At 55.7% G+C, this 20,002-nt stretch carries 14 protein-coding genes; 11 read left to right on the top strand and 3 right to left on the bottom strand.

What is annotated here, in order from left to right; all coding sequences use genetic code 11:
* Positions 1–93: 93 nt before the first annotated feature.
* The 3 genes from clpP to bolA all read right to left on the bottom strand — a co-directional run bounded on the left by clpP (position 94) and on the right by bolA (position 3,348).
* Complete coding sequence (gene clpP, locus FJU30_RS12360) at positions 94–705, bottom strand: ATP-dependent Clp endopeptidase proteolytic subunit ClpP (protein ID WP_150435266.1); 612 nt, start codon at positions 703–705, stop codon at positions 94–96.
* A 692-nt stretch (positions 706–1,397) separates the two neighbouring features.
* Entirely contained in the window at positions 1,398–2,702 is a 1,305-nt protein-coding gene (gene tig, locus FJU30_RS12365; protein ID WP_150435267.1) for a trigger factor, read from the bottom strand.
* A 331-nt stretch (positions 2,703–3,033) separates the two neighbouring features.
* Positions 3,034–3,348: a transcriptional regulator BolA gene (bolA, locus tag FJU30_RS12375; RefSeq protein WP_150435268.1), complete on the bottom strand. Its 315-nt coding sequence runs from the start codon at positions 3,346–3,348 to the stop codon at positions 3,034–3,036.
* Between the two features lie 553 nt (positions 3,349–3,901).
* Between bolA and FJU30_RS12380 the strand changes: the two genes are divergently transcribed.
* From FJU30_RS12380 to putA, 11 genes are all read left to right on the top strand, one after another.
* The gene (locus FJU30_RS12380) at positions 3,902–4,480 is read left to right on the top strand and encodes a lipoprotein (RefSeq protein ID WP_150435269.1); all 579 of its coding nucleotides are present in this window, start codon (positions 3,902–3,904) and stop codon (positions 4,478–4,480) included.
* A gap of 189 nt (positions 4,481–4,669) precedes the next feature.
* Positions 4,670–6,169 (top strand): muropeptide MFS transporter AmpG, encoded by a 1,500-nt coding sequence (gene ampG / locus FJU30_RS12385; RefSeq protein ID WP_150435270.1) that lies wholly within the window; start codon positions 4,670–4,672, stop codon positions 6,167–6,169.
* Between the two features lie 422 nt (positions 6,170–6,591).
* A complete protein-coding gene (cyoA, locus tag FJU30_RS12390; RefSeq protein WP_150435271.1) occupies positions 6,592–7,554 on the top strand; it encodes a cytochrome o ubiquinol oxidase subunit II in 963 nt (320 codons plus the stop codon).
* A 5-nt stretch (positions 7,555–7,559) separates the two neighbouring features.
* A complete protein-coding gene (gene cyoB / locus FJU30_RS12395) occupies positions 7,560–9,551 on the top strand; it encodes a cytochrome o ubiquinol oxidase subunit I (protein ID WP_150435272.1) in 1,992 nt (663 codons plus the stop codon).
* Positions 9,541–10,155: a cytochrome o ubiquinol oxidase subunit III gene (locus FJU30_RS12400; RefSeq protein ID WP_150435273.1), complete on the top strand. Its 615-nt coding sequence runs from the start codon at positions 9,541–9,543 to the stop codon at positions 10,153–10,155. Before cyoB ends, FJU30_RS12400 begins: the two co-directional genes overlap by 11 nt.
* Positions 10,155–10,487 (top strand): cytochrome o ubiquinol oxidase subunit IV, encoded by a 333-nt coding sequence (locus tag FJU30_RS12405; protein ID WP_150435274.1) that lies wholly within the window; start codon positions 10,155–10,157, stop codon positions 10,485–10,487. The genes FJU30_RS12400 and FJU30_RS12405 overlap by 1 nt, the downstream gene beginning before the upstream one ends.
* Before the next feature lie 13 nt (positions 10,488–10,500).
* Complete coding sequence (gene cyoE / locus FJU30_RS12410) at positions 10,501–11,391, top strand: heme o synthase (protein ID WP_150435345.1); 891 nt, start codon at positions 10,501–10,503, stop codon at positions 11,389–11,391.
* Positions 11,392–11,572: 181 nt separating this feature from the next.
* Positions 11,573–12,970, top strand: coding sequence for an MFS transporter (locus FJU30_RS12415; protein WP_191091589.1), 1,398 nt, complete (start codon positions 11,573–11,575; stop codon positions 12,968–12,970).
* 482 nt (positions 12,971–13,452) lie between these two features.
* Complete coding sequence (locus FJU30_RS12420; protein ID WP_263406728.1) at positions 13,453–14,172, top strand: transporter substrate-binding domain-containing protein; 720 nt, start codon at positions 13,453–13,455, stop codon at positions 14,170–14,172.
* Between the two features lie 170 nt (positions 14,173–14,342).
* Entirely contained in the window at positions 14,343–15,881 is a 1,539-nt protein-coding gene (locus tag FJU30_RS12425) for an amino acid ABC transporter permease/ATP-binding protein (protein WP_150435277.1), read from the top strand.
* Between the two features lie 265 nt (positions 15,882–16,146).
* Positions 16,147–19,929, top strand: coding sequence for a trifunctional transcriptional regulator/proline dehydrogenase/L-glutamate gamma-semialdehyde dehydrogenase (gene putA, locus FJU30_RS12430; protein ID WP_150435278.1), 3,783 nt, complete (start codon positions 16,147–16,149; stop codon positions 19,927–19,929).
* The last annotated feature ends 73 nt before the right edge of the window (positions 19,930–20,002 follow it).

Consider the following 20,002-nt stretch of genomic DNA (forward strand, 5'->3'; position numbering starts at 1 on the left):
AGCAACCGCATCACCGCGAACGCTACTTTATTATGGAACTCAGCGCTCCACAACATCTCGCATCATACCCAATGCGTTCGCCACCGGCGCGAATTAGTCACGGTGACTGAATACGGAATCCACCAGACCATAGTCTACCGCCTCATCGGCCGACAGGAAACGATCGCGCTCAGTGTCTCTCTCTATTGCTTCGAGAGGCTGCCCCGAGTGTTTCGCCATCAGCTCGTTCATCCGTGACTTCACTTTAAGGATCTCTTTGGCATGGATTTCAATATCCGTCGCCTGGCCCTGGTAGCCGCCCAGCGGCTGGTGAATCATCACCCGGGAATTCGGTAAACAGAAGCGCTTACCCCTGGCGCCGGCAGTCAGCAGAAAGGCCCCCATAGAGCAAGCCTGCCCCATGCAGATAGTGCTGACGTCCGGTTTAATAAACTGCATGGTATCGTAAATCGACATGCCGGCAGTGATAACCCCGCCCGGTGAGTTGATATACAAATAGATATCTTTTTCCGGGTTTTCGGCTTCCAGAAACAGCATCTGAGCGACAACCAGGTTGGCCATATAGTCTTCTACCTGACCGGTCAGAAAGATAATCCGCTCTTTCAGTAAACGGGAATAAATATCGTAAGAGCGTTCCCCACGTGAAGTTTGCTCAACCACCATTGGCACCAGAGCCATATGAGGCGCTTGTCTTTCTTGTCCCATTACCGTCTCCTGAAAAATTTCATTTATCACCCAGTTCGTCGATTCTACTTGAGATTCACAATGATAACTATGCTCAAGTGTTCGCATAACCCGGACATTCAGACGCTCCCCCGGCCTCAGAGGTTGGCGCCGGATAGCCCTTATCACCGATAACTGGGGGGTCTGCCGCCGTTTTTCAAGTCCGCCCCGACGCTTTACGCCGACTGCGTTCATTCTATACTCATCACACGCCAGGCTGCAGGAGCGTTGGCGGCGCTCAACTATTCGCCGCCGCCCTGAGTCCCACCCCTGCGGGACCGCCGCCAGCGGCGTGACGAGACGCGTTCATGCGCCCCACCCATGACGGGCCGGCGCGTTGCGTTGTTCAAAACGATAACGTTTTGTCCCGCCACTCGAATTATTTATTTAGAGTATATACGCCGTATTGATGCTTCAATATGCGGATAAAGCGCCGGTATCTTGTCGTTTAATCCAGCGAACTATCGCGCGGCGAATGCGCCGGCCAGACTCAACGCTGCGGGCCAATCGGATGGCGACACCTGTTGACACTATAGTTTAGTTCAGCTGTCAATGCCCGATGAAAACGGAGACGAAGCAGCGGGTTAAATGCAAAAAAGCCCGTACCTTAAGGCTACGGGCTTTCGGTGGACCGGAGAAGCCAAAGCGCTCCGGTCTCAGCAAACAGCTAACGCTTATGCGCTGGCGGACTGGTTCATCAGCTCATTAAAGCCGACGGATTTTTCCGTCACTTTAGCGCCGGCCAGCAGCGCTTCAACAGCCTGCTCTTCCAGCGCCACGTTGCGCATATTGTTCATCAGCTCTTTGTTTTTACCGTAGAACTCGATGACTTCCTGCGGATCTTCGTAAGCGGAGGCCATTTCTTCAATCAGCGTTTTCACGCGATCTTCGTCCGCTTTCAGTTCGTTGCTGCTAATCACTTCGCTCAGCAGCAAACCGACCTGAACGCGACGCTTAGCCTGCTCTTCGAACAGTTCGCGCGGCAGTTCCAGCGCCTGTTTCTCATCGCCGCCGAAACGCTGGGCGGCCTGACGACGCAGAACGTCGATTTCGCCGTCAATCAGAGCGGCAGGCACGTCGATTTCATTCGCAGCGATCAGACCGTCGATAACCTGGGTTTTTACACGGTTACGCACGGCGGCTTTCAGTTCACGCTCCATGTTCTTGCGAACTTCGGCGCGCAGACCGTCCAGAGAGCCATCGGCCACGCCGAAACGCTTGATGAACTCTTCGGTCAGTTCCGGCAGTTCACGCTCTTCAACTTTCTTCAGCACGATAGCGAACTTAGCCGCTTTGCCTTTCAGGTTTTCAGCGTGATAGTCTTCCGGGAAAGTGACGTCGATAGTGAACTCTTCACCGGCTTTGTGGCCGACGACGCCGTCTTCGAAGCCCGGGATCATGCGGTTCTGGCCCATAGCCAGTACGAAATCGGTCGCTTTGCCGCCTTCGAACTCTTCACCATCGATGGAACCGGTGAAATCCAGCGTGGCGCGGTCTTCCGCCGTCGCGGCGTCGGCTTTTTCTTTCCAGTCCGCCTGCTGTTTACGCAGGGTTTCCAGCATACCGTCGACGTCGGCTTCGGTGACTTCAACCAGCGGTTTTTCTACTTCGATCGCGTCCAGACCTTTCAGCTCGACGTCCGGATAGACTTCAAATTCGACAGAGTACGTGAAGTCTTCGCCAGCTTTATATTCGCCAGGAACATACTGCGGCGCGCCGGCTGGGTTAATCTTTTCTTTAATGATGGCATCAACGAAATTACGCTGCATCAGATCGCCCAACACATCCTGACGGACTGAGGCGCCATAGCGCTGAGCCACGATGTTCATCGGAACTTTACCTTTACGAAAGCCGTCAATGCGCACTTTTTTAGCGACATTCACCAGTTCGCTTTTTACTGCAGTCTCAATGCTATCCGCGGCAACAGTAATAGTTACACGACGCCCAAGGCCTTGAGTGGTTTCAACAGAAACTTGCATCTTGTTACCTCAAAAAATCACAGTGCTCGGTCAACCCCAGAAGTCATTTTCAACAGCCTATCCCGCCGGATACGCGGCCCTGAAAGCGGCTTCCCGGAAGCGGGAAGGCGCGATTCGCTCGTTCCCGCTTCCCCGTATGTCAGAAGCGTCCCGAATACATTCCGGAAAATTAGACGCGGCATTATAGCGATATAGGCAGGGCGAGTCGAGGACAGTAAACACGCGGTTAAAACAGAAAACGGCCCGCGGGCCGTTGGCAGAAACACAGAGCGGAAAATTTTCGCCGCAAACCGCGCGCAGGGGCGGCGGGCTGCCGGTCAACGGCGTGCTATCAGGCGGTAATGCCGGCGCCGCGGCAGGGCGGCGATACCGGTACAGTATCCTGCAGCCCCTCCCACTCCTTTATGGTATAGGTGTGAAGCGCCAGTGCATGCACGGTTGCTGACAGTTCTTCAGACAGGACCGCATAGATAGCACGATGGCGGGTAAGAAAACGCTCTCCAGTAAAGCGATCGCTCACTAACACAACTTTGAAGTGGCTCTCTGAACCCGCCGGGACGTTATGACGGTAACTTTCGTCAGTGACTTCCAGATGAAAAGGTTCAAACGCCGCCCTTAACTTTGCTTCTATTTGCTGACGAATCATACGGTTCTCCTTACAACACAAAAGCGCTGCGTCCTGACGACTGCATTATCCATATCCATCTGAGACTCTTTTCCTGCCCAATCGACTTTCAGCTGCTGAGCGACGATAACCGGGCCAGCCGATATACCCGTTATATTGCAAATTGCAGGTGCGTTGACGGCGCTCGCTATTCAGCCCCCGGAGGCTCCCCCGTCGGCCAGCGCCGGCGCTGAACAAAACGATAACGCTTTCCCTGCGGCTCGGGTTATGCAGGGTATACCAATAGTCTGAAAATGACCGGTATACTCATTTTCAATCTTAGCCGATTTCTTGTTTGTTATCGCCATCATAAAGTAAATTTACCGCCGGCGCCGCCCCGCGGCCCGACGGTTAACATGTCATCCTGAGCGGGGATATGATAAAAAGCGCTTTGCTCCGGACGGGAGTCGAATGCATCGGGCTGGGCAGCCAGTAAATTTTGTCGCGCTTAGCGCTTCCGCCCGGCGGCGGCAATGGTATGATATCAGGACTTTTTATCTGCTAACTCCCCTTAATCATTACTGAGAAAACTCGCATGTTAAAAAAATTATTTTTTCCATTGTTCGCTGTTCTGATTCTGGCGGGCTGTGCCACGAAAAGTAACACGCTGGACGTAACGCCCAGGATTACGCTGCCTTCGCAGGATCCTTCTCTGATGGGCATCACCATCAGCATTAACGGCGCCGATCAGCGCACCGACCAGGCGCTGGCGAAAGTCAACCGCGAAGGTCAACTGGTGACGCTGACGCCTTCGCGCGATCTGCGTTTCCTGCTGCAGGAAGCGCTGGAAAAACAGATGAGCGCGCGCGGCTATATGATCGGCACCGGCGGCCCGGTCGATTTGCAGATTATCGTCAATAATCTGTATGCCGACGTGGCGGAAGGCAACCTGCGCTACAACATCACCACCAAAGCGGATATCTCGATTATCTCCACCGCCGGCAACGGCAATAAACAGGTGAAGAACTACCGCTCTACCTATAACGTGCAGGGCGCCTTTACCGCCAGCAACGAAAAAATCACTAATGCGGTCAACACCGTGCTGGGCGATGTCATTAACGACATGGCGCAGGACACCAGCGTCACCACCTTTATCAAGCAAAACGCGCGTTAATCAGTTCGTTGACGAAGCGCATCAGGAAAAGCGGACCGGGGGAGCATAGCGGCGTAAATCGCCGGCGCGCCCTCCGGTTCGTCTGGAGCGATTGTTTCAGTCCCGTCAGCGGCTTTGTCGGCAATGACATCAATCCATATACCACCGCTTCCCCCGGCGCGCCTGCGGCGCTGGAGGAAAGAGCCTCTCATGTTTAGTCGTGTATTCACGCTGTTCACTCAGCGCAACTCCGCCGTCCTGCTGCTGCTGGGCTTTGCTTCCGGCTTACCGCTGGCCCTGACCTCGGGCACGCTGCAGGCGTGGATGACGGTGGAAAAAGTCGATCTGAAAACGATCGGTTTTTTTTCGCTGGTCGGTCAGGCCTATGTGTTCAAGTTTTTGTGGTCGCCGCTCATGGACCGCTATACGCCGCCGTTTCTCGGGCGACGGCGCGGCTGGCTGCTGCTAAGCCAGCTCGGTCTGTTCATCACCATCGCCGCGATGTCTTTTATGGAGCCATCGCGCGATCTGTGGTGGCTGGCGGCGCTGGCGGCGCTGGTCGCCTTTTGTTCCGCCTCTCAGGACATTGTGTTCGATGCGTATAAGACCGATCTGTTGCCGCCGCAGGAACGCGGCAGCGGCGCGGCGATTTCCGTACTCGGCTATCGGCTGGCGATGATGGTTTCCGGCGGGTTGGCGCTGTGGATTGCCGATCGGCTGCTGGGCTGGCAGTCAACCTACTGGCTGATGGCCGGCATGATGCTGCTCAGCACGCTCGCGACGCTCATGGCGCCGGAGCCGGACACCCGCGTTCCCGCGCCGGCCAGCATGGAGCAGGCCATTGCGGCGCCGCTGCGCGATTTCTTCGGCCGCGATAATGCCTGGCTGATCCTGCTGCTGATCGTGCTGTATAAGCTGGGCGACGCCTTTGCCATCAGTCTGAACACAACCTTTTTGATCCGCGGCGTGGGTTTTGACCCCGCCGACGTCGGCGTCATCAACAAAACGCTGGGCCTGTTCGCCACAATCGTCGGCGCGCTGTACGGCGGTCTGCTGATGCAGCGATTATCCCTGTTCCGCGCCCTGCTGCTGTTCGGTATTTTGCAGGCGATATCGAACGCCGGCTACTGGCTGCTGGCGCTGACCGATAAAAATATGCTGACCATGGCCGGCGCCGTGTTTCTGGAAAACCTGTGCGGCGGCATGGGCACCGCGGCGTTCGTCGCGCTGCTAATGACCCTGTGTAATAAATCCTTTTCCGCGACCCAGTTTGCACTGCTGTCCGCGCTGTCCGCCGTCGGCAGAGTGTACGTCGGGCCGCTCGCCGGCTGGTTCGTCGAAGCGCATGGCTGGGCATGGTTCTACCTGTTCTCGATCGTCGCCGCGCTGCCTGGTCTGGCGCTGTTGCTGGTTTGTCGCCAGACGCTGGAATATACCCAAAGCACCGACACCTTCATGCCGCGCCGTTTTTTTGTACGCGGCTATCGCATGGCGCTGTACACGCTGATCGCTGGCTGCCTGCTGCTGGGCTGGTGGCTGCTGTTGCTGATTGTCCGTCAGGCTATCCGGATAAGCGGTTTCGGTGACATCGACTGGCTGAACAGCGGGCTGGTGACGGAAGGGCTGCTGAGCGCCGGGGGCGCTCTGGCGTTGATCGGTATCCTGTACGGCGCTCTGCTGGATTATCTGGCGCAGAGGCGCAAAAAATAAATTCAGCCGGCCGCAGGATAAAAACGATTTCAGCACATTATTATTTCTTATAAGAAGTATTTTTAGCGAAAAATATCGGGTTGGGTAAATTTTTCTGCCGGCGGATTAAGACGCTCCCTTCATTTCTTATTTTTTATCTGACACGGTCCCAAATGCTAACAATTTGTTAATTAAAAAACAAATAACGCATTTACCGGTTACCTGTTCTATATTGAATATAAGCGCTGTACTGAAAGACCTGATAATTGATTGTTTTCGCTGGAAAGTTTGTCAAAAAAACGACATGTTTGTGACAAGCAAGGCAAAAAACAGTAACAATATACTGACACAAGTCTAATCATGTTTACAGTGCAGCAACCTTCCCGTAAAATGCCCGCTCGCATGAAACGCCAGGATAGAGCCCTTGTAATTGAGGTCGCTAGATGAGACTCAGGAAATACAATAAAAGTTTTGGGATGCTGTCTTTATTTGCAGCCACGCTGATGCTCAGCGGTTGCGATATGGCACTGATGAACCCCAAAGGACAAATCGGACTAGAGCAGCGAACGCTGATACTGACGGCCATCGGCCTGATGTTGATCGTTGTGATCCCGGTGATTATTATGACTATCGCCTTCGCCTGGAAGTTCCGCGCTTCCAATGAAAAGGCGAAGTACACCCCCAACTGGGCGCATTCCAATAAGATCGAAGCCGTGGTCTGGACTGTCCCCATCATTATCGTCGCGATCCTCGCCACGATAACGTGGAAAACCACCCATGCGCTTGATCCCTATAAGCCGCTGGCCTCCGATGTGAAGCCGATAACGGTCGAGGTGGTATCGCTCGACTGGAAGTGGCTGTTCGTCTATCCGGAACTGGGCATCGCCAGCGTCAACGAACTGGCGTTTCCGGCTAACGTACCGGTTGAGTTTAAAATCACCGCCAACTCCGTGATGAACTCATTCTTTATTCCTCGTCTCGGCGGCCAGATTTACGCCATGGCGGGTATGCAGACCAGGCTTCATTTGATCGCCAACGAACCCGGAAAATATGACGGTATCTCAGGCGCCTACAGCGGTCACGGCTTCTCCGGCATGAAATTCACCGCGATTGCCACGCCGACGCAGGAAGCCTTCGATCAGTGGGTTGCCGCCGTTCGCCAGTCATCCCATACGCTCAATACCATGGATGAATTCGAGACATTGGCCCAGCCAAGCGAATACCACCCGGTTGAGTATTTCTCCAGCGTGCAGCCGGAATTGTTCAAAAATATTCTTGGCAAATTTGTCGGGCACGATATGGACATGCATCAGCAGGGGCACGCTGAACATAGCGGCGCAGAGCAGCCGGCGCATGACGGCATGAATATGGGTGAGCACGCGTCCCATTCCGGATCTGAGGGATAAATAAGATGTTGGGAAAATTAACGCTTGATGCGGTTCCGTATCATGAACCGATCATTATGGTCACCGTCGCGGCAATCATCGTCGGCGGCGCGGCCCTGTTGGGCCTGATTACCTGGCTCGGTAAATGGAAATGGCTGTGGAAGGAGTGGTTTACCTCGGTAGACCACAAAAAGATCGGTATCATGTACATCATCGTCGGCCTGGTGATGATGCTGCGCGGCTTCGCCGACGCCATTATGATGCGCGGTCAGCAGGTACTGGCCTCGGCCGGCGCCGAAGGGTTTCTCAATCCGCATCATTACGATCAGATTTTCACCGCCCACGGCGTGATCATGATCTTTTTCGTGGCGACGCCCTTTGTGGTCGGCCTGATGAATATCGTGGTGCCGCTGCAGATCGGCGCGCGCGATGTCGCCTTTCCGTTCCTGAACTCGCTGAGTTTCTGGCTGTTCGTCGCCGGCGTCATCCTGATCAACCTGTCGCTGGGCGTCGGCGAATTCGCCCAGACCGGCTGGGTGGCCTACCCGCCGCTATCCGGTAAGGAGTACAGTCCCGGCGTCGGGGTGGACTACTGGATATGGAGTCTGCAGATATCCGGCCTCGGCACCACGCTGACCGGGGTGAACTTCTTCGCCACCATCATGAAAATGCGCGCGCCCGGCATGTCGTTAATGAAGATGCCGGTATTCACCTGGACCGCGTTGTGCACTAACGTGTTGATTATCGCCGCTTTCCCGATTTTAACGGTAACCATCGCCCTGCTGACCCTGGACCGCTACCTGGGTACCCATTTCTTCACCAATGATATGGGCGGCAACATGATGATGTACATCAACCTGATTTGGGCCTGGGGCCATCCGGAAGTGTACATCCTGGTGCTGCCGGTGTTTGGCGTCTACTCCGAGGTGGTGGCCACTTTTTGTAAAAAACGGCTGTTTGGCTATACCTCGCTGGTCTGGGCGACGATCGCCATCACCGTGCTGTCCTTCATCGTCTGGCTGCACCACTTTTTCACCATGGGGTCCGGCGCGAACGTCAATGCCTTCTTCGGTATCGCCACCATGATTATTTCCATTCCGACCGGGGTGAAAATTTTCAACTGGCTGTTCACCATGTATCAGGGCCGTATTCAGCCCCACTCCACCATGCTGTGGACCACCGGCTTCATCATCACCTTCTCCATCGGCGGGATGACCGGCGTGCTGCTGGCGGTGCCGGGCGCCAACTTCGTGCTGCACAACAGTCTGTTCCTGATCGCGCATTTCCATAACGTGATCATCGGCGGCGTGGTGTTCGGCTGCTTTGCCGGCATCACCTACTGGTTCCCGAAAGCGTTCGGCTTCAAACTGAACGAAACCTGGGGCAAACGCGCCTTCTGGTTCTGGATTATCGGCTTCTTCGTCGCCTTTATGCCGCTGTATATCCTCGGCTTTATGGGCATGACCCGCCGTCTGAGCCAGCAGATCAACCCCGAGTTCCACCCGTTGCTGGTGGTGGCCTCGTTCGGCGCCGTGCTGATCGGGATTGGCGTGCTGTGCCAGCTAATCCAGTACTACGTCAGTATCCGCGATCGCCATCAAAATCTGGATTTAACCGGCGACCCGTGGGATGCGCGCACGCTCGAATGGTCAACCTCTTCGCCGCCGCCGTTCTACAATTTCGCCATCGTGCCGAACGTGGATGAACGCGACGCCTTCTGGGAAAGCAAAGAGAAAGGCGAGGCCTATCAGAAACCCGCCGCCTATGAAGAGATCCATATGCCGAAGAACACCGGCGCCGGGGTGATTATCTCCGCCTTCAGTCTGATCTTCGGGTTCGCCATGATCTGGCATATCTGGTGGCTCGCCATCGTCGGCTTTGCCGGCATGATCGTGACCTGGATCGTACATAGCTTTAACGAAGACGTTGATTACTACGTACCGGTCGCGGAAGTCGAGAGCATTGAAAACCGGCACTTTGATCAAATCAGCAAGGCAGGTCTGAAACATGGCAACTGAAACTCTGACCAACCATAACGCCGCCCATGCCGGGCATGAGCACCACGATGCGGGAGCCACCAAAGTATTCGGCTTCTGGATCTACCTGATGAGCGACTGCATTCTGTTTGCGTCCCTGTTCGCAACCTATGCGGTGCTGGTCAACGGCGTTGCCGGCGGCCCGGCGGGCAAAGATCTGTTCGAACTGCCGTTCGTGCTGGTGGAAACCTTTGTGCTGCTGTTCAGCAGCATCACCTACGGCATGGCCATGATTGCCATGAACAAAGGGCTGACGTCGCAGGTTAATCGCTGGCTCGGCCTGACGTTCCTGTTCGGCCTGACGTTTATCGCGATGGAAATCTATGAGTTCCATCATCTGATCGTACAGGGTCACGGCCCGGATCACAGCGCCTTTCTGTCGGCCTTCTTTGCGCTGGTGGGAACGCACGGTCTGCACGTGACCGGCGGCCTGATATGGATTCTGATCATGATGATTCAGGTCGCCCGCCGCGGCCTGACCGCCACCAACAAAACCCGGCTGATGTGTCTGAGCCTGTTCTGGCACTTCCTGGACGTTGTGTGGATCTGTGTATTTACCGTTGTTTATCTGATGGGGGCGCTGTAATGAGTCATTCACCAACCGATCACAGCGGCGCCAGCCACGGCAGCGTGAAGAGTTATCTGACCGGCTTTATTCTGTCCGTCATTTTAACCGTGATTCCGTTCGCGCTGGTCATGAACGGTTCGGCATCGCATACCGTGCTGGTGCTGGCGCTGGTGGGCTGCGCCGTGATTCAGATTCTGGTGCATCTGGTCTATTTCCTGCACATGAACACCTCGTCGGAAGAGCGCTGGAACGTGGTGGCATTGCTGTTTACCCTCCTGATCATCGCTATTGTCGTGGTGGGCTCCATCTGGATTATGTGGAACACGCACAACAACATGATGGTCTTCTGAAGAGTCGTAAATGATGATTAAGCAATACCTGCAAGTGGCCAAGCCGGGAATTATTTTCGGTAATCTGATTTCCGTTATCGGGGGGTTCCTCCTTGCGGCCAAAGGCAGCATCGATTATTCCCTGTTTTTCTCCACCCTGGTGGGGGTATCACTGGTCGTGGCGTCGGGCTGCGTTTTCAATAACGTCATTGACCGTGATATCGACAAAAAAATGGAGAGAACCAAAAATCGTGTTCTGGTCCGCGGGCTGATTTCCGTTAAGGTCTCGCTGGTCTATGCGTCGGTGCTGGGTATTGCGGGCTTTGCGTTGCTGTATCTGGCGGCCAACCCGCTGGCGATGTGGCTGGCCGTAATGGGCTTCATCGTTTACGTGGGCGTTTACAGCTTGTACATGAAACGCCACTCGGTGTACGGCACGCTGATCGGCAGCCTGTCCGGCGCGGCGCCGCCGGTCATCGGCTATTGCGCGGTCAGCAATCAGTTTGATGCCGGTGCCTTGATCCTGCTGCTGATCTTCAGTCTGTGGCAAATGCCCCACTCTTACGCCATCGCGATTTTTCGCTTCAAAGATTATCAGGCGGCCAATATTCCGGTTCTGCCGGTGGTCAGAGGCATTTCGGTGGCCAAACATCATATTACGCTGTATATCATCGCCTTTATGGTCGCCACGCTGATGCTGTCGCTGGGCGGCTACGCAGGCTACAAATATCTGGCGGTGGCCGCTGCGGTCAGCGTATGGTGGCTGGGAATGGCGCTGTCGGGTTACAAAAACGCCAATGACGATAAGGTTTGGGCGCGAAAACTGTTTATTTTCTCCATCGTGGCCATCACATCGCTCAGCATCATGATGTCGGTCGACTTTATGACCCCGTCTGCCGATATCCTGCTCACCCGGCTCAATTAACGCAACGCCGTTATTGTCAGCCGTCGCCGGATGGGTCCCGCCCGCCCGGCGACGCTATCCTTTCCCGCGCGCGCCCCGAGTTTCCTGCTTATCCCCGTTTGCCAAATGACGTAACAAAGCTGGCGTTTACTCGCTGCCGCCAGGCACATACACTAGCGCCGGTTGCTTTTTCGAGGTGGTAATGAACGATTATAAAATGACGCCGCAGGAACTGCGTGCGACCTGGGGCCTGGGCGCCGTCTTTTCACTGCGCATGCTCGGCATGTTTATGGTGCTGCCCGTTCTGACGACCTACGGCATGGCGCTGCAGGGCGCCAGCGAATCGTTGATCGGCCTGGCTATCGGCATTTATGGTCTCATGCAGGCAATTTTTCAAATTCCCTTCGGGCTGCTGTCCGACCGCATCGGCCGCAAACCGCTGATCGTCGGCGGGCTGCTGGTCTTCATGATCGGCAGCGTCATTGCCGCCATGAGCCAGTCGATCTGGGGCATTATTCTCGGCCGCGCGCTGCAGGGATCGGGCGCCATTGCCGCCGCCGTGATGGCGTTGCTGTCCGACCTGACGCGCGAACAGAACCGCACCAAAGCCATGGCGTTTATCGGCGTCAGCTTCGGCATTACCTTCGCCATAGCCATGGTAGCCGGGCCGATCGTCACCCATGCGTACGGATTACAGGCGCTGTTCTGGGGCATTGCGCTGCTGGCGCTGGCCGCGATCGCCATCACGCTGCTGATGGTGCCCCCGGCCCCTAACCATGTGCTGAATCGCGATTCGGCCATCGTACGCGGCAGCGTGCATAAGGTATTGGCCAATAGCCGTTTGCTGAAGCTGAATTTTGGCATCATGTGCCTGCATATCCTGCTGATGTCCAGCTTTGTCGCTCTGCCGCGCGGCATGGAGCAGGCCGGCCTGCCGCCGCAACAACACTGGAAAGTGTATCTGGCGACCATGCTGGTTTCCTTCGCCGCCGTGGTTCCTTTTATCATCTATGCCGAAGTGAAACGCCGGATGAGGCAGGTGTTCGCCGGCTGCGTGCTGACGCTGCTGGCGGCCGAACTGGTGCTATGGGGCGCCGGGGCACGGCTGTGGACGATGATTGCCGGCATCCAGCTGTTTTTCGTGGCCTTCAATGTGATGGAGGCGCTGCTGCCGTCGCTGATCAGCAAAGAGTCGCCCGCAGGCTACAAGGGCACCGCGATGGGGATCTATTCCACCACCCAATTTATCGGCGTGGCGATCGGCGGCAGCCTGGGCGGCTGGCTGTTTGAACTGCAGGGCGCCGGACTGGTTTTTCTTGCCGGCGCCCTGCTCGCCGCCGTCTGGTTCCTGGTGGCGCTTACCATGCCGGAGCCCCCCTGGTTAAGCAGCCTGAGGGTCATCCTGCCGGAACAGGCTGTGCGGGATAGCGGTCTGCAGCAAAAAATCGCCGCCTGCCGGGGCGTGGCCGAAGCGGTGGTTATCGCCGAAGAGCGTTGCGCCTATGTCAAAATCGACAATCAGCAAACCAGCCGGCGCGAGCTGGAGCAATGGCTGCAGACGCGGGCTAAACAGGCCGGTCCAGAAAACGTCCTCAGCTAACCTATTCCCCATCGAGCAGCGGGCGCCCGACCGGGCGCCGTTCCCATTGGCGAACGTTACGCACCTTTATCGTGCGTACGCACACATATAGAACAAAAAAACCGTTCGATGCGGCGATCACCCATCCCCTGACAAACCGCCGAATAAGCCAACCGATGCCGCCACATCGCCCGTCGCGCGAAAATCACGCACAACCCGTATGGATATCATTCCGCGTTAATGCCCTGTCCGACGCCCGCCGCCCCGAGAGATAAGCAAAGGCGCGGCATCGCGCCGGCGGCAGACAACCGTCCATTTTATACAGATGGCATGCAATATGCTTCTTAACAACAGACTGATGCATATCATTACAAAATAAGGGGATTTACATGGATGGAAAAAAAACGGATAGATTGGCATTTTTTCTAAAAAAGAATGTTATCTGCCTTTGCACAGCGCTTATTTTTGTCTGTTTTAAACCCGCATTCGCCGAATCACTTAAAGTGGGAGCCGATCTCACCTATCCGCCCTATAACTATATTGAAAATCATAAAGCCGCCGGTTTTGACGCGGAATTTATTGCCATGGTGGCGAAAGAACTTAACGCCACGCCGGAATTTATCGATACACGCTTCGCTAATCTGATTATGGGGCTTAATACCGGTAAATTTGACGTTATCGCGTCATCATTATATATGACGCCGGAACGCGCCAAACAGATCGACTTTATTCCCTACGTGAAAACCGGCGGCGTATTGATCGCCAGAAAAGGGGATCCGTTCCAACCGACGGAACTCGGCATGTTATGCGGAAAAAAAGTCGGTTCAATCAAAGGCGCCGCATGGGTCCTGAAAATGAATCAGGCGTCCAAGCCTTTGTGCGTTGATAAGGGGCTGAAGCCGATAGACGTCAGGGAATTCCCCACCGCCCCTGAGGCCAGTCAGGCGGTAATGTCGCGCGCGGTCGATGTGCAGTTCGATGATTCGGCGGTCGCCTTCGATGTGGCGAACAAAACGCAAAAACTCACCGTCAGCAGCGGCATCATTTATCCGATACTGATTGGCCTGGGGGTCAAAAAAGGCAATGAAAAATATCAAACGCTTGATGCTGCGGTAAAAAAAGTACTTCAGTCGACGGAATACGCGGCGTTATTGAAACAATATAACCTGAACGCTTCATCGCCGGATGAGGTCGAAGCCGCGCTGAACGGTACGCTGCAATAAAGACAACCCACGCCAGCCGGCATCGTCCGGCTGGCGGCATTCTCTATTTTATATCCAGCCGCCCCACAGGAAGGGGCCGGGTACCTGAGCGCAGCCAACGCACCTGCAACTTGCAGCATGAAGGGGATAACAGGGTGCCGTCCCGCCCCATTTATATAACAGGGTAATTTATGGATTTTGATGCGCATTATTTTTTTGATCTCTTTTCATATTATGATTTCTGGCAGGCTACATTAACGGTGATTGCGCTGAGCGTTACGTCATGGATTGGCGGAAACATACTGGGCCTGATCCTCGCGCTGGCCAAACAGTCGCACTTTGTCGTCATCCGCGCTATCGCTAAAGTGTATATCTGGTTTTTCCGCAGCCTGCCGCTGCTGGTTTTAATCATACTGATCTATAACTTGCCTCAATTTTTCACCTCGACGTCGGACCTTCTCTCTTCGCCTTTTATCTCTGGCCTGATCTCACTGGTGCTGTGTGAGTCCGCCTTTATCGCGGAAATTTACCGCGGCGGATTAATGTCGGTGCATAAAGGTCAGATCGAGGCGGCGAAATCGCTCAACGTCAATTATGCGGGTATCCAGCGCAGTATTATCATTCCTCAGGCCATTCGTATCGCCCTGCCCGCCCTGGCGAATGAATTCATTGTGATCGTCAAGCTCACGTCGTTAGTCTCCGTGATCTCGCTGGGCGAAATTCTGCTTGTCGGTCAGCGTCTTTATACGCAGAACTTTAAAGTCATCGAAACGTTACTGGCGGTGTCCTGTTATTACGTCTTTATCGTGACCATTTTCGACCGCGTGGCGCATACGCTGGAAAAATGGATGGATATCGGCAGCAGGAAAAACCGGGTGATCAGTACCCAGGAGCTGGCTCTGGTGCACGACCAGCCCACGGCGCCGCCGATTCAGGCCCGAAAATCGGATACCAGCAAGCATCGCGTAACGATGGCGCTGCACGGCGTCAGCAAGAACTACGGCAGTAAAAGGGTGCTCAGGGAGATCAATTTAGAGATTAAAAAGGGGGAAGTGATCTCCATTATCGGCCCATCCGGTTCGGGCAAAACCACGCTGATCCGCACCATGAACGGGCTAGAGCCTCTTGACGCCGGTGAAATCATTCTCGACGATAAACTTTTCCTGCACCCCACGGCCAACGGCAGGCCGGATAAAAACTTCTATCAGCAGGCGGATAAAACGGGCATGGTTTTTCAGGGCTTCTATCTCTTCCCGCACAAGACCGCGTTAGAAAATATTATATTTGCGCCGCAATACCATCATACCGGCGCCAGGGATGACATTCTGCTGCAGGGGTTAACGCTGCTGAAAAAAGTGGGTCTGCTTGAGCACGCGCACAAGTATCCGCATCAGTTATCGGGCGGGCAGCAGCAGCGCGTGGCGATTGCGCGCGCGCTGGCGATGAAGCCGTCGATCATGCTGTTTGACGAACCGACGTCGGCGCTGGACCCGGAACTGGTGGGTGAAGTGCTGAAAGTAATTGAAGATCTGGCCAATGAGGGGATGACGATGGTGATCGTCACCCATGAAATGTCCTTTGCGTTCAAAATTTCCGACCGCATCGTCTTTATGGAAGATGGCAATGTCCTCGCCGTTGGAACGCCTAATGAGATTCATCATTCCGATAATGAAAGGCTGGCCAGATTTCTTCATAGCCAAAAGCATGCGCTTAATCACCTTAATTTGTAATTAGATTGAGTTCGCTTTAAACCAACGCGCCACGGTATGAAAATTCATGTCATGGTCCGGTTAATTTATTTACCCAATAGATTTTAGGGTGAAGAAAGACGGAAAATATATACGGTTCCGCGCGCTTAACCTGTCAGGCGAGCGGAACGATCATTCCGCCTGCGGCGGTCCCGCACGAATGAATTCGGTCACGCGCCGAATCATTGAGTCAGAGCCAATGCGACTGCAGCCTGAGAAATAAAGGGTATACCATAAGGAGTTATTTATGACTGCCGCCACAGAAAGTAATCCCCTTGTTAATCAGGATAAACCCGCATATTCCCCCTTCGGCGCGCTGGCCGCGCAGGTGCGAGAGCAGGACGATAAAAGAAAGGCGATAACCGCGGCGTGGGAATTACCGGAGCAGGATATCGTATCCCGCCTGTTTAATAAGGCGCAAATACCCGATGATCAAGACATATTAATTCATAAGCTGGCGCACTCTCTGGCCTCATCGTTAAGAAAAAAGAAAATCAGTAAAGATCGCGCGTCCATGATTCAAAACCTGCTGCAGGAATATTCGTTGTCGTCTAAAGAAGGCATTGCCCTGATGTGCCTTGCCGAAGCCTTATTAAGGATTCCGGACGACTATACCCGGGATCTATTAATCCGCGACAAAATAATGGGCCGCGACTGGAAATCCCATCTGGGGAAAAACCGCTCCCTGTTTATTAACGCCGCCACGTGGGGATTGCTGGTAACCGGTTCGGTGGTGCGCTACAACGACAAGAATACGTTCCCGAACAGTTTAAAAAAGGTCATCACCCGCGGTTCCTCCCTGCTGATCAGAAAGGCGATGGATGTGGCTATGCATATCATGAGCGGCCATTTCGTCACCGGAGAAACCATCGGGCAGGCGCTGCAGTCCGCATCCACCGTGGAACAACAGGGATTCACCTATACCTATGACATGTTAGGCGAAGCCGCATTAACCAGGAGCGATGCGAAAAACTATCTCCAGCGCTGCCAGGACGCGCTGAATAAAATCGGCGAGTACAGCAAGGGTAAGGGCATCTATGCCGGCTCGGAGTTTTCGCTGAAATTATCGGCCCTGCATCCACGCTATTCGCGCCATCAATATGACCGGCTGATTAATGAAATCTACCCGACGCTGAAATCGCTGGTGCTGCTGGCAAAATCTCACGATATCGCCATCACCATCGACGCCGAAGAAGCCGAACGCCTGGATATCTCTCTGGATTTGCTGACCCGTCTGTGCAACGAGCCGGAGCTGCACGCCTGGGACGGTATCGGGTTTGTCGTGCAGGCTTATCAGAAGCGCTGCGCTTATGTCATTGATTTTCTGAAGACGCTGGCGCAAACGAGCCGGCGCAGGCTGCGCGTGCGTTTGGTGAAAGGCGCCTACTGGGACAGCGAGATAAAACGTTCGCAGGTGGCCGGGCATACGGCCTACCCGGTATTCACGCGGAAGATTTACTCGGACATCTCCTATCTGGCCTGCGCCCGCTCGCTGTTGTCCGCACCCGAATTAATTTACCCGCAGTTCGCCACGCACAACGCCCACACTCTGGCCGCCATCTATTACCTCGCCGGCAACAACTATCAGCCCAGGCAGTATGAGTTTCAATGTTTGCACGGTATGGGCGTGCCGCTCTATCAGGAAGTGGTCGGCGCGGACAAGCTCAACCGCCCCTGCCGCATTTATGCGCCGGTTGGCTCGCACGAAACGCTGTTGCCGTATCTGGTGCGCCGCCTGCTGGAAAACGGCTCAAACAGTTCGTTCGTCAACCAGATTGCCGACCCGTCGATCGCCATTGACGAGCTGATCGCCAGCCCGCTCGCCGAGGCGGCGTCGCTGGCGGACCAGGAGCATGCGTTAGGCTTGCCGCATCCGAAAATCCCGCTGCCCAAAGATATTTACGGCGCCGGACGCAAAAATTCGTCGGGACTGAATTTATACAGCGAGGCCGGCCTGCAGTCTCTTGCCGCCAGATTAACCCGTCACGCGCAACAACCGATCAACGCGGTGCCGGTTACGGCCGAAAAAGCGCCGCTCTCCGCCGCCATCCCGATCGTCAACCCCGCCGAACCGCTGGATGTCATTGGTTCTGTATGCGAGGCGACGGACGCCGACATCGCCGCGGCGCTCACGGCGGCGCAACGCACCGGCGTGGACTGGTCCGCGCTGGCGCCCGGCCAACGCGCCGCGGTATTAGAACGCGCCGCCGACCTGATGGAAGACAGAATGTGCGAACTGATGGACGTTCTGGTCAGGGAAGCGGGAAAAACATTCAGCAATGCGATAGCCGAAGTGCGCGAGGCGGTGGATTTTCTCAACTATTACGCCCGCCAGGTGAAAAACACTTTCGCGAACCAGACCCATACCCCGTTGGGAACGGTTGTCTGCATCAGCCCGTGGAATTTCCCGCTGGCGATCTTCACCGGCCAGATAGCGGCCGCATTGGCCGCCGGCAACGGCGTAATCGCCAAGCCGGCGGAGCAGACGCCGCTGATTGCGTTTCTGGCGGTCAATATTCTGCACGAAGCCGGCATTCCGATCGCCGCGCTTCAGTTTCTGCCGGGGCGAGGCGAAACCGTCGGGGAGCGGCTTATTGTCGATGAGCGCGTGAAGGGGATAATGTTCACCGGCTCCACCGATGTCGCCACGCTGATTAACAAAAAGATTGCCGGCCGGCTGGATGCCGCCGGCCGTCCGATACCGCTCATTGCGGAAACCGGCGGCATTAACGCCATGATCGTCGACTCCTCCGCGCTGCCGGAACAGGTGATCACCGACTGTATGATTTCCGCCTTCGACAGCGCGGGACAACGCTGCTCGGCGCTGCGGCTGCTGTGCGTGCAGGACGACGTCGCCGACACCATATTGACCGCGCTGCGCGGGACGATGGTCGAATACCGCATGGGCAACCCGGCGCAGCTGTCCACGGATATCGGCCCGGTGATCGACGCGCAGGCCATGAGCAATATCGATGCGCACATTCGCGAGATGGCCAGTAAAGGTTTCACCATCTACCAGGCGAGCTACAATTCCGCGCACAACGCCGCCGACAAAAAAAACGGCTATTTCATTACCCCGACTCTGGTGGAGATAAAGGATATCGAAGACCTGCGCAAAGAGGTCTTTGGTCCGGTGCTGCACGTGCTGCGTTATGACAGCCGGCAGCTCCCGGCACTGGTTGAGAAAATCAATCGTCTGGGGTACGGACTTACTTTCGGCATTCATTCACGCATCGATCGCACCCTCTGCGCCGTTACGGAACAGATTCGCGTGGGCAATATCTATATCAACCGCAATGTGGTCGGCGCGGTGGTCGGCGTTCAGCCGTTCGGCGGCGAGGGGCTGTCCGGCACCGGCCCCAAAGCGGGCGGGCCGCTCTATCTCTATCGTTTATTAACCGCATGCCCGGCCGATGCCCAACGGCAAGGCCTGCGCGATACGGCGGTTTGCGCACCGGAGTCCTTAACGACGACAGGCGGTCACTTCGACGCCTGGTCCGCGCTATCCGGGTGGGCGGCGGAACATGACGGGGACATTCATCGGCTGTGCAAACAGTTTAAAGAAAACAGCGCCAGCTTCACCACCAGCTTCCTGCCGGGACCGACCGGGGAAGACAACAGTTACCGGCTACTGCCGCGGGAAAGGGTGCTGGGGCTGGCGGAAAGCGAGCGCGATCTGTTGATCCAACTGGCGGCGATCGCCGCGATCGGCAGCCGGGCGCTCTGGCCGGATGGTGCGCATTACCGCGCCGCCTACGATCGGTTGCCCGGAGCCGTCAGAACCATCGTGCGGCTGGTGCCCGAGTCCACGCTGTTCAGCCAGCCCTTCGACGCGGTGATCCACCATGGCAACGCGCAGTCGCTGCAAACCCTCTGCGCCAAAGTGGCCGAACGCGACGGGCCGATTGTTTCAGTGCAGGGGTTAACGCCGGGCGATAGCGCGATCCGCCTTGAAAGGCTGCTCATCGAACGGGCATTCTGCGTCAATAGCGCGGCGGCGGGCGGCAATACGCGGCTGATGACGCTGTAAGCGGCGCGCGACGAAAGACAGGCGGTTGCACGTGAAGCGATGATGAGAATCGTCGAGGCGTCAGGAGCGGCGG

It is taken from the genome of Affinibrenneria salicis (genome assembly GCF_008710095.1).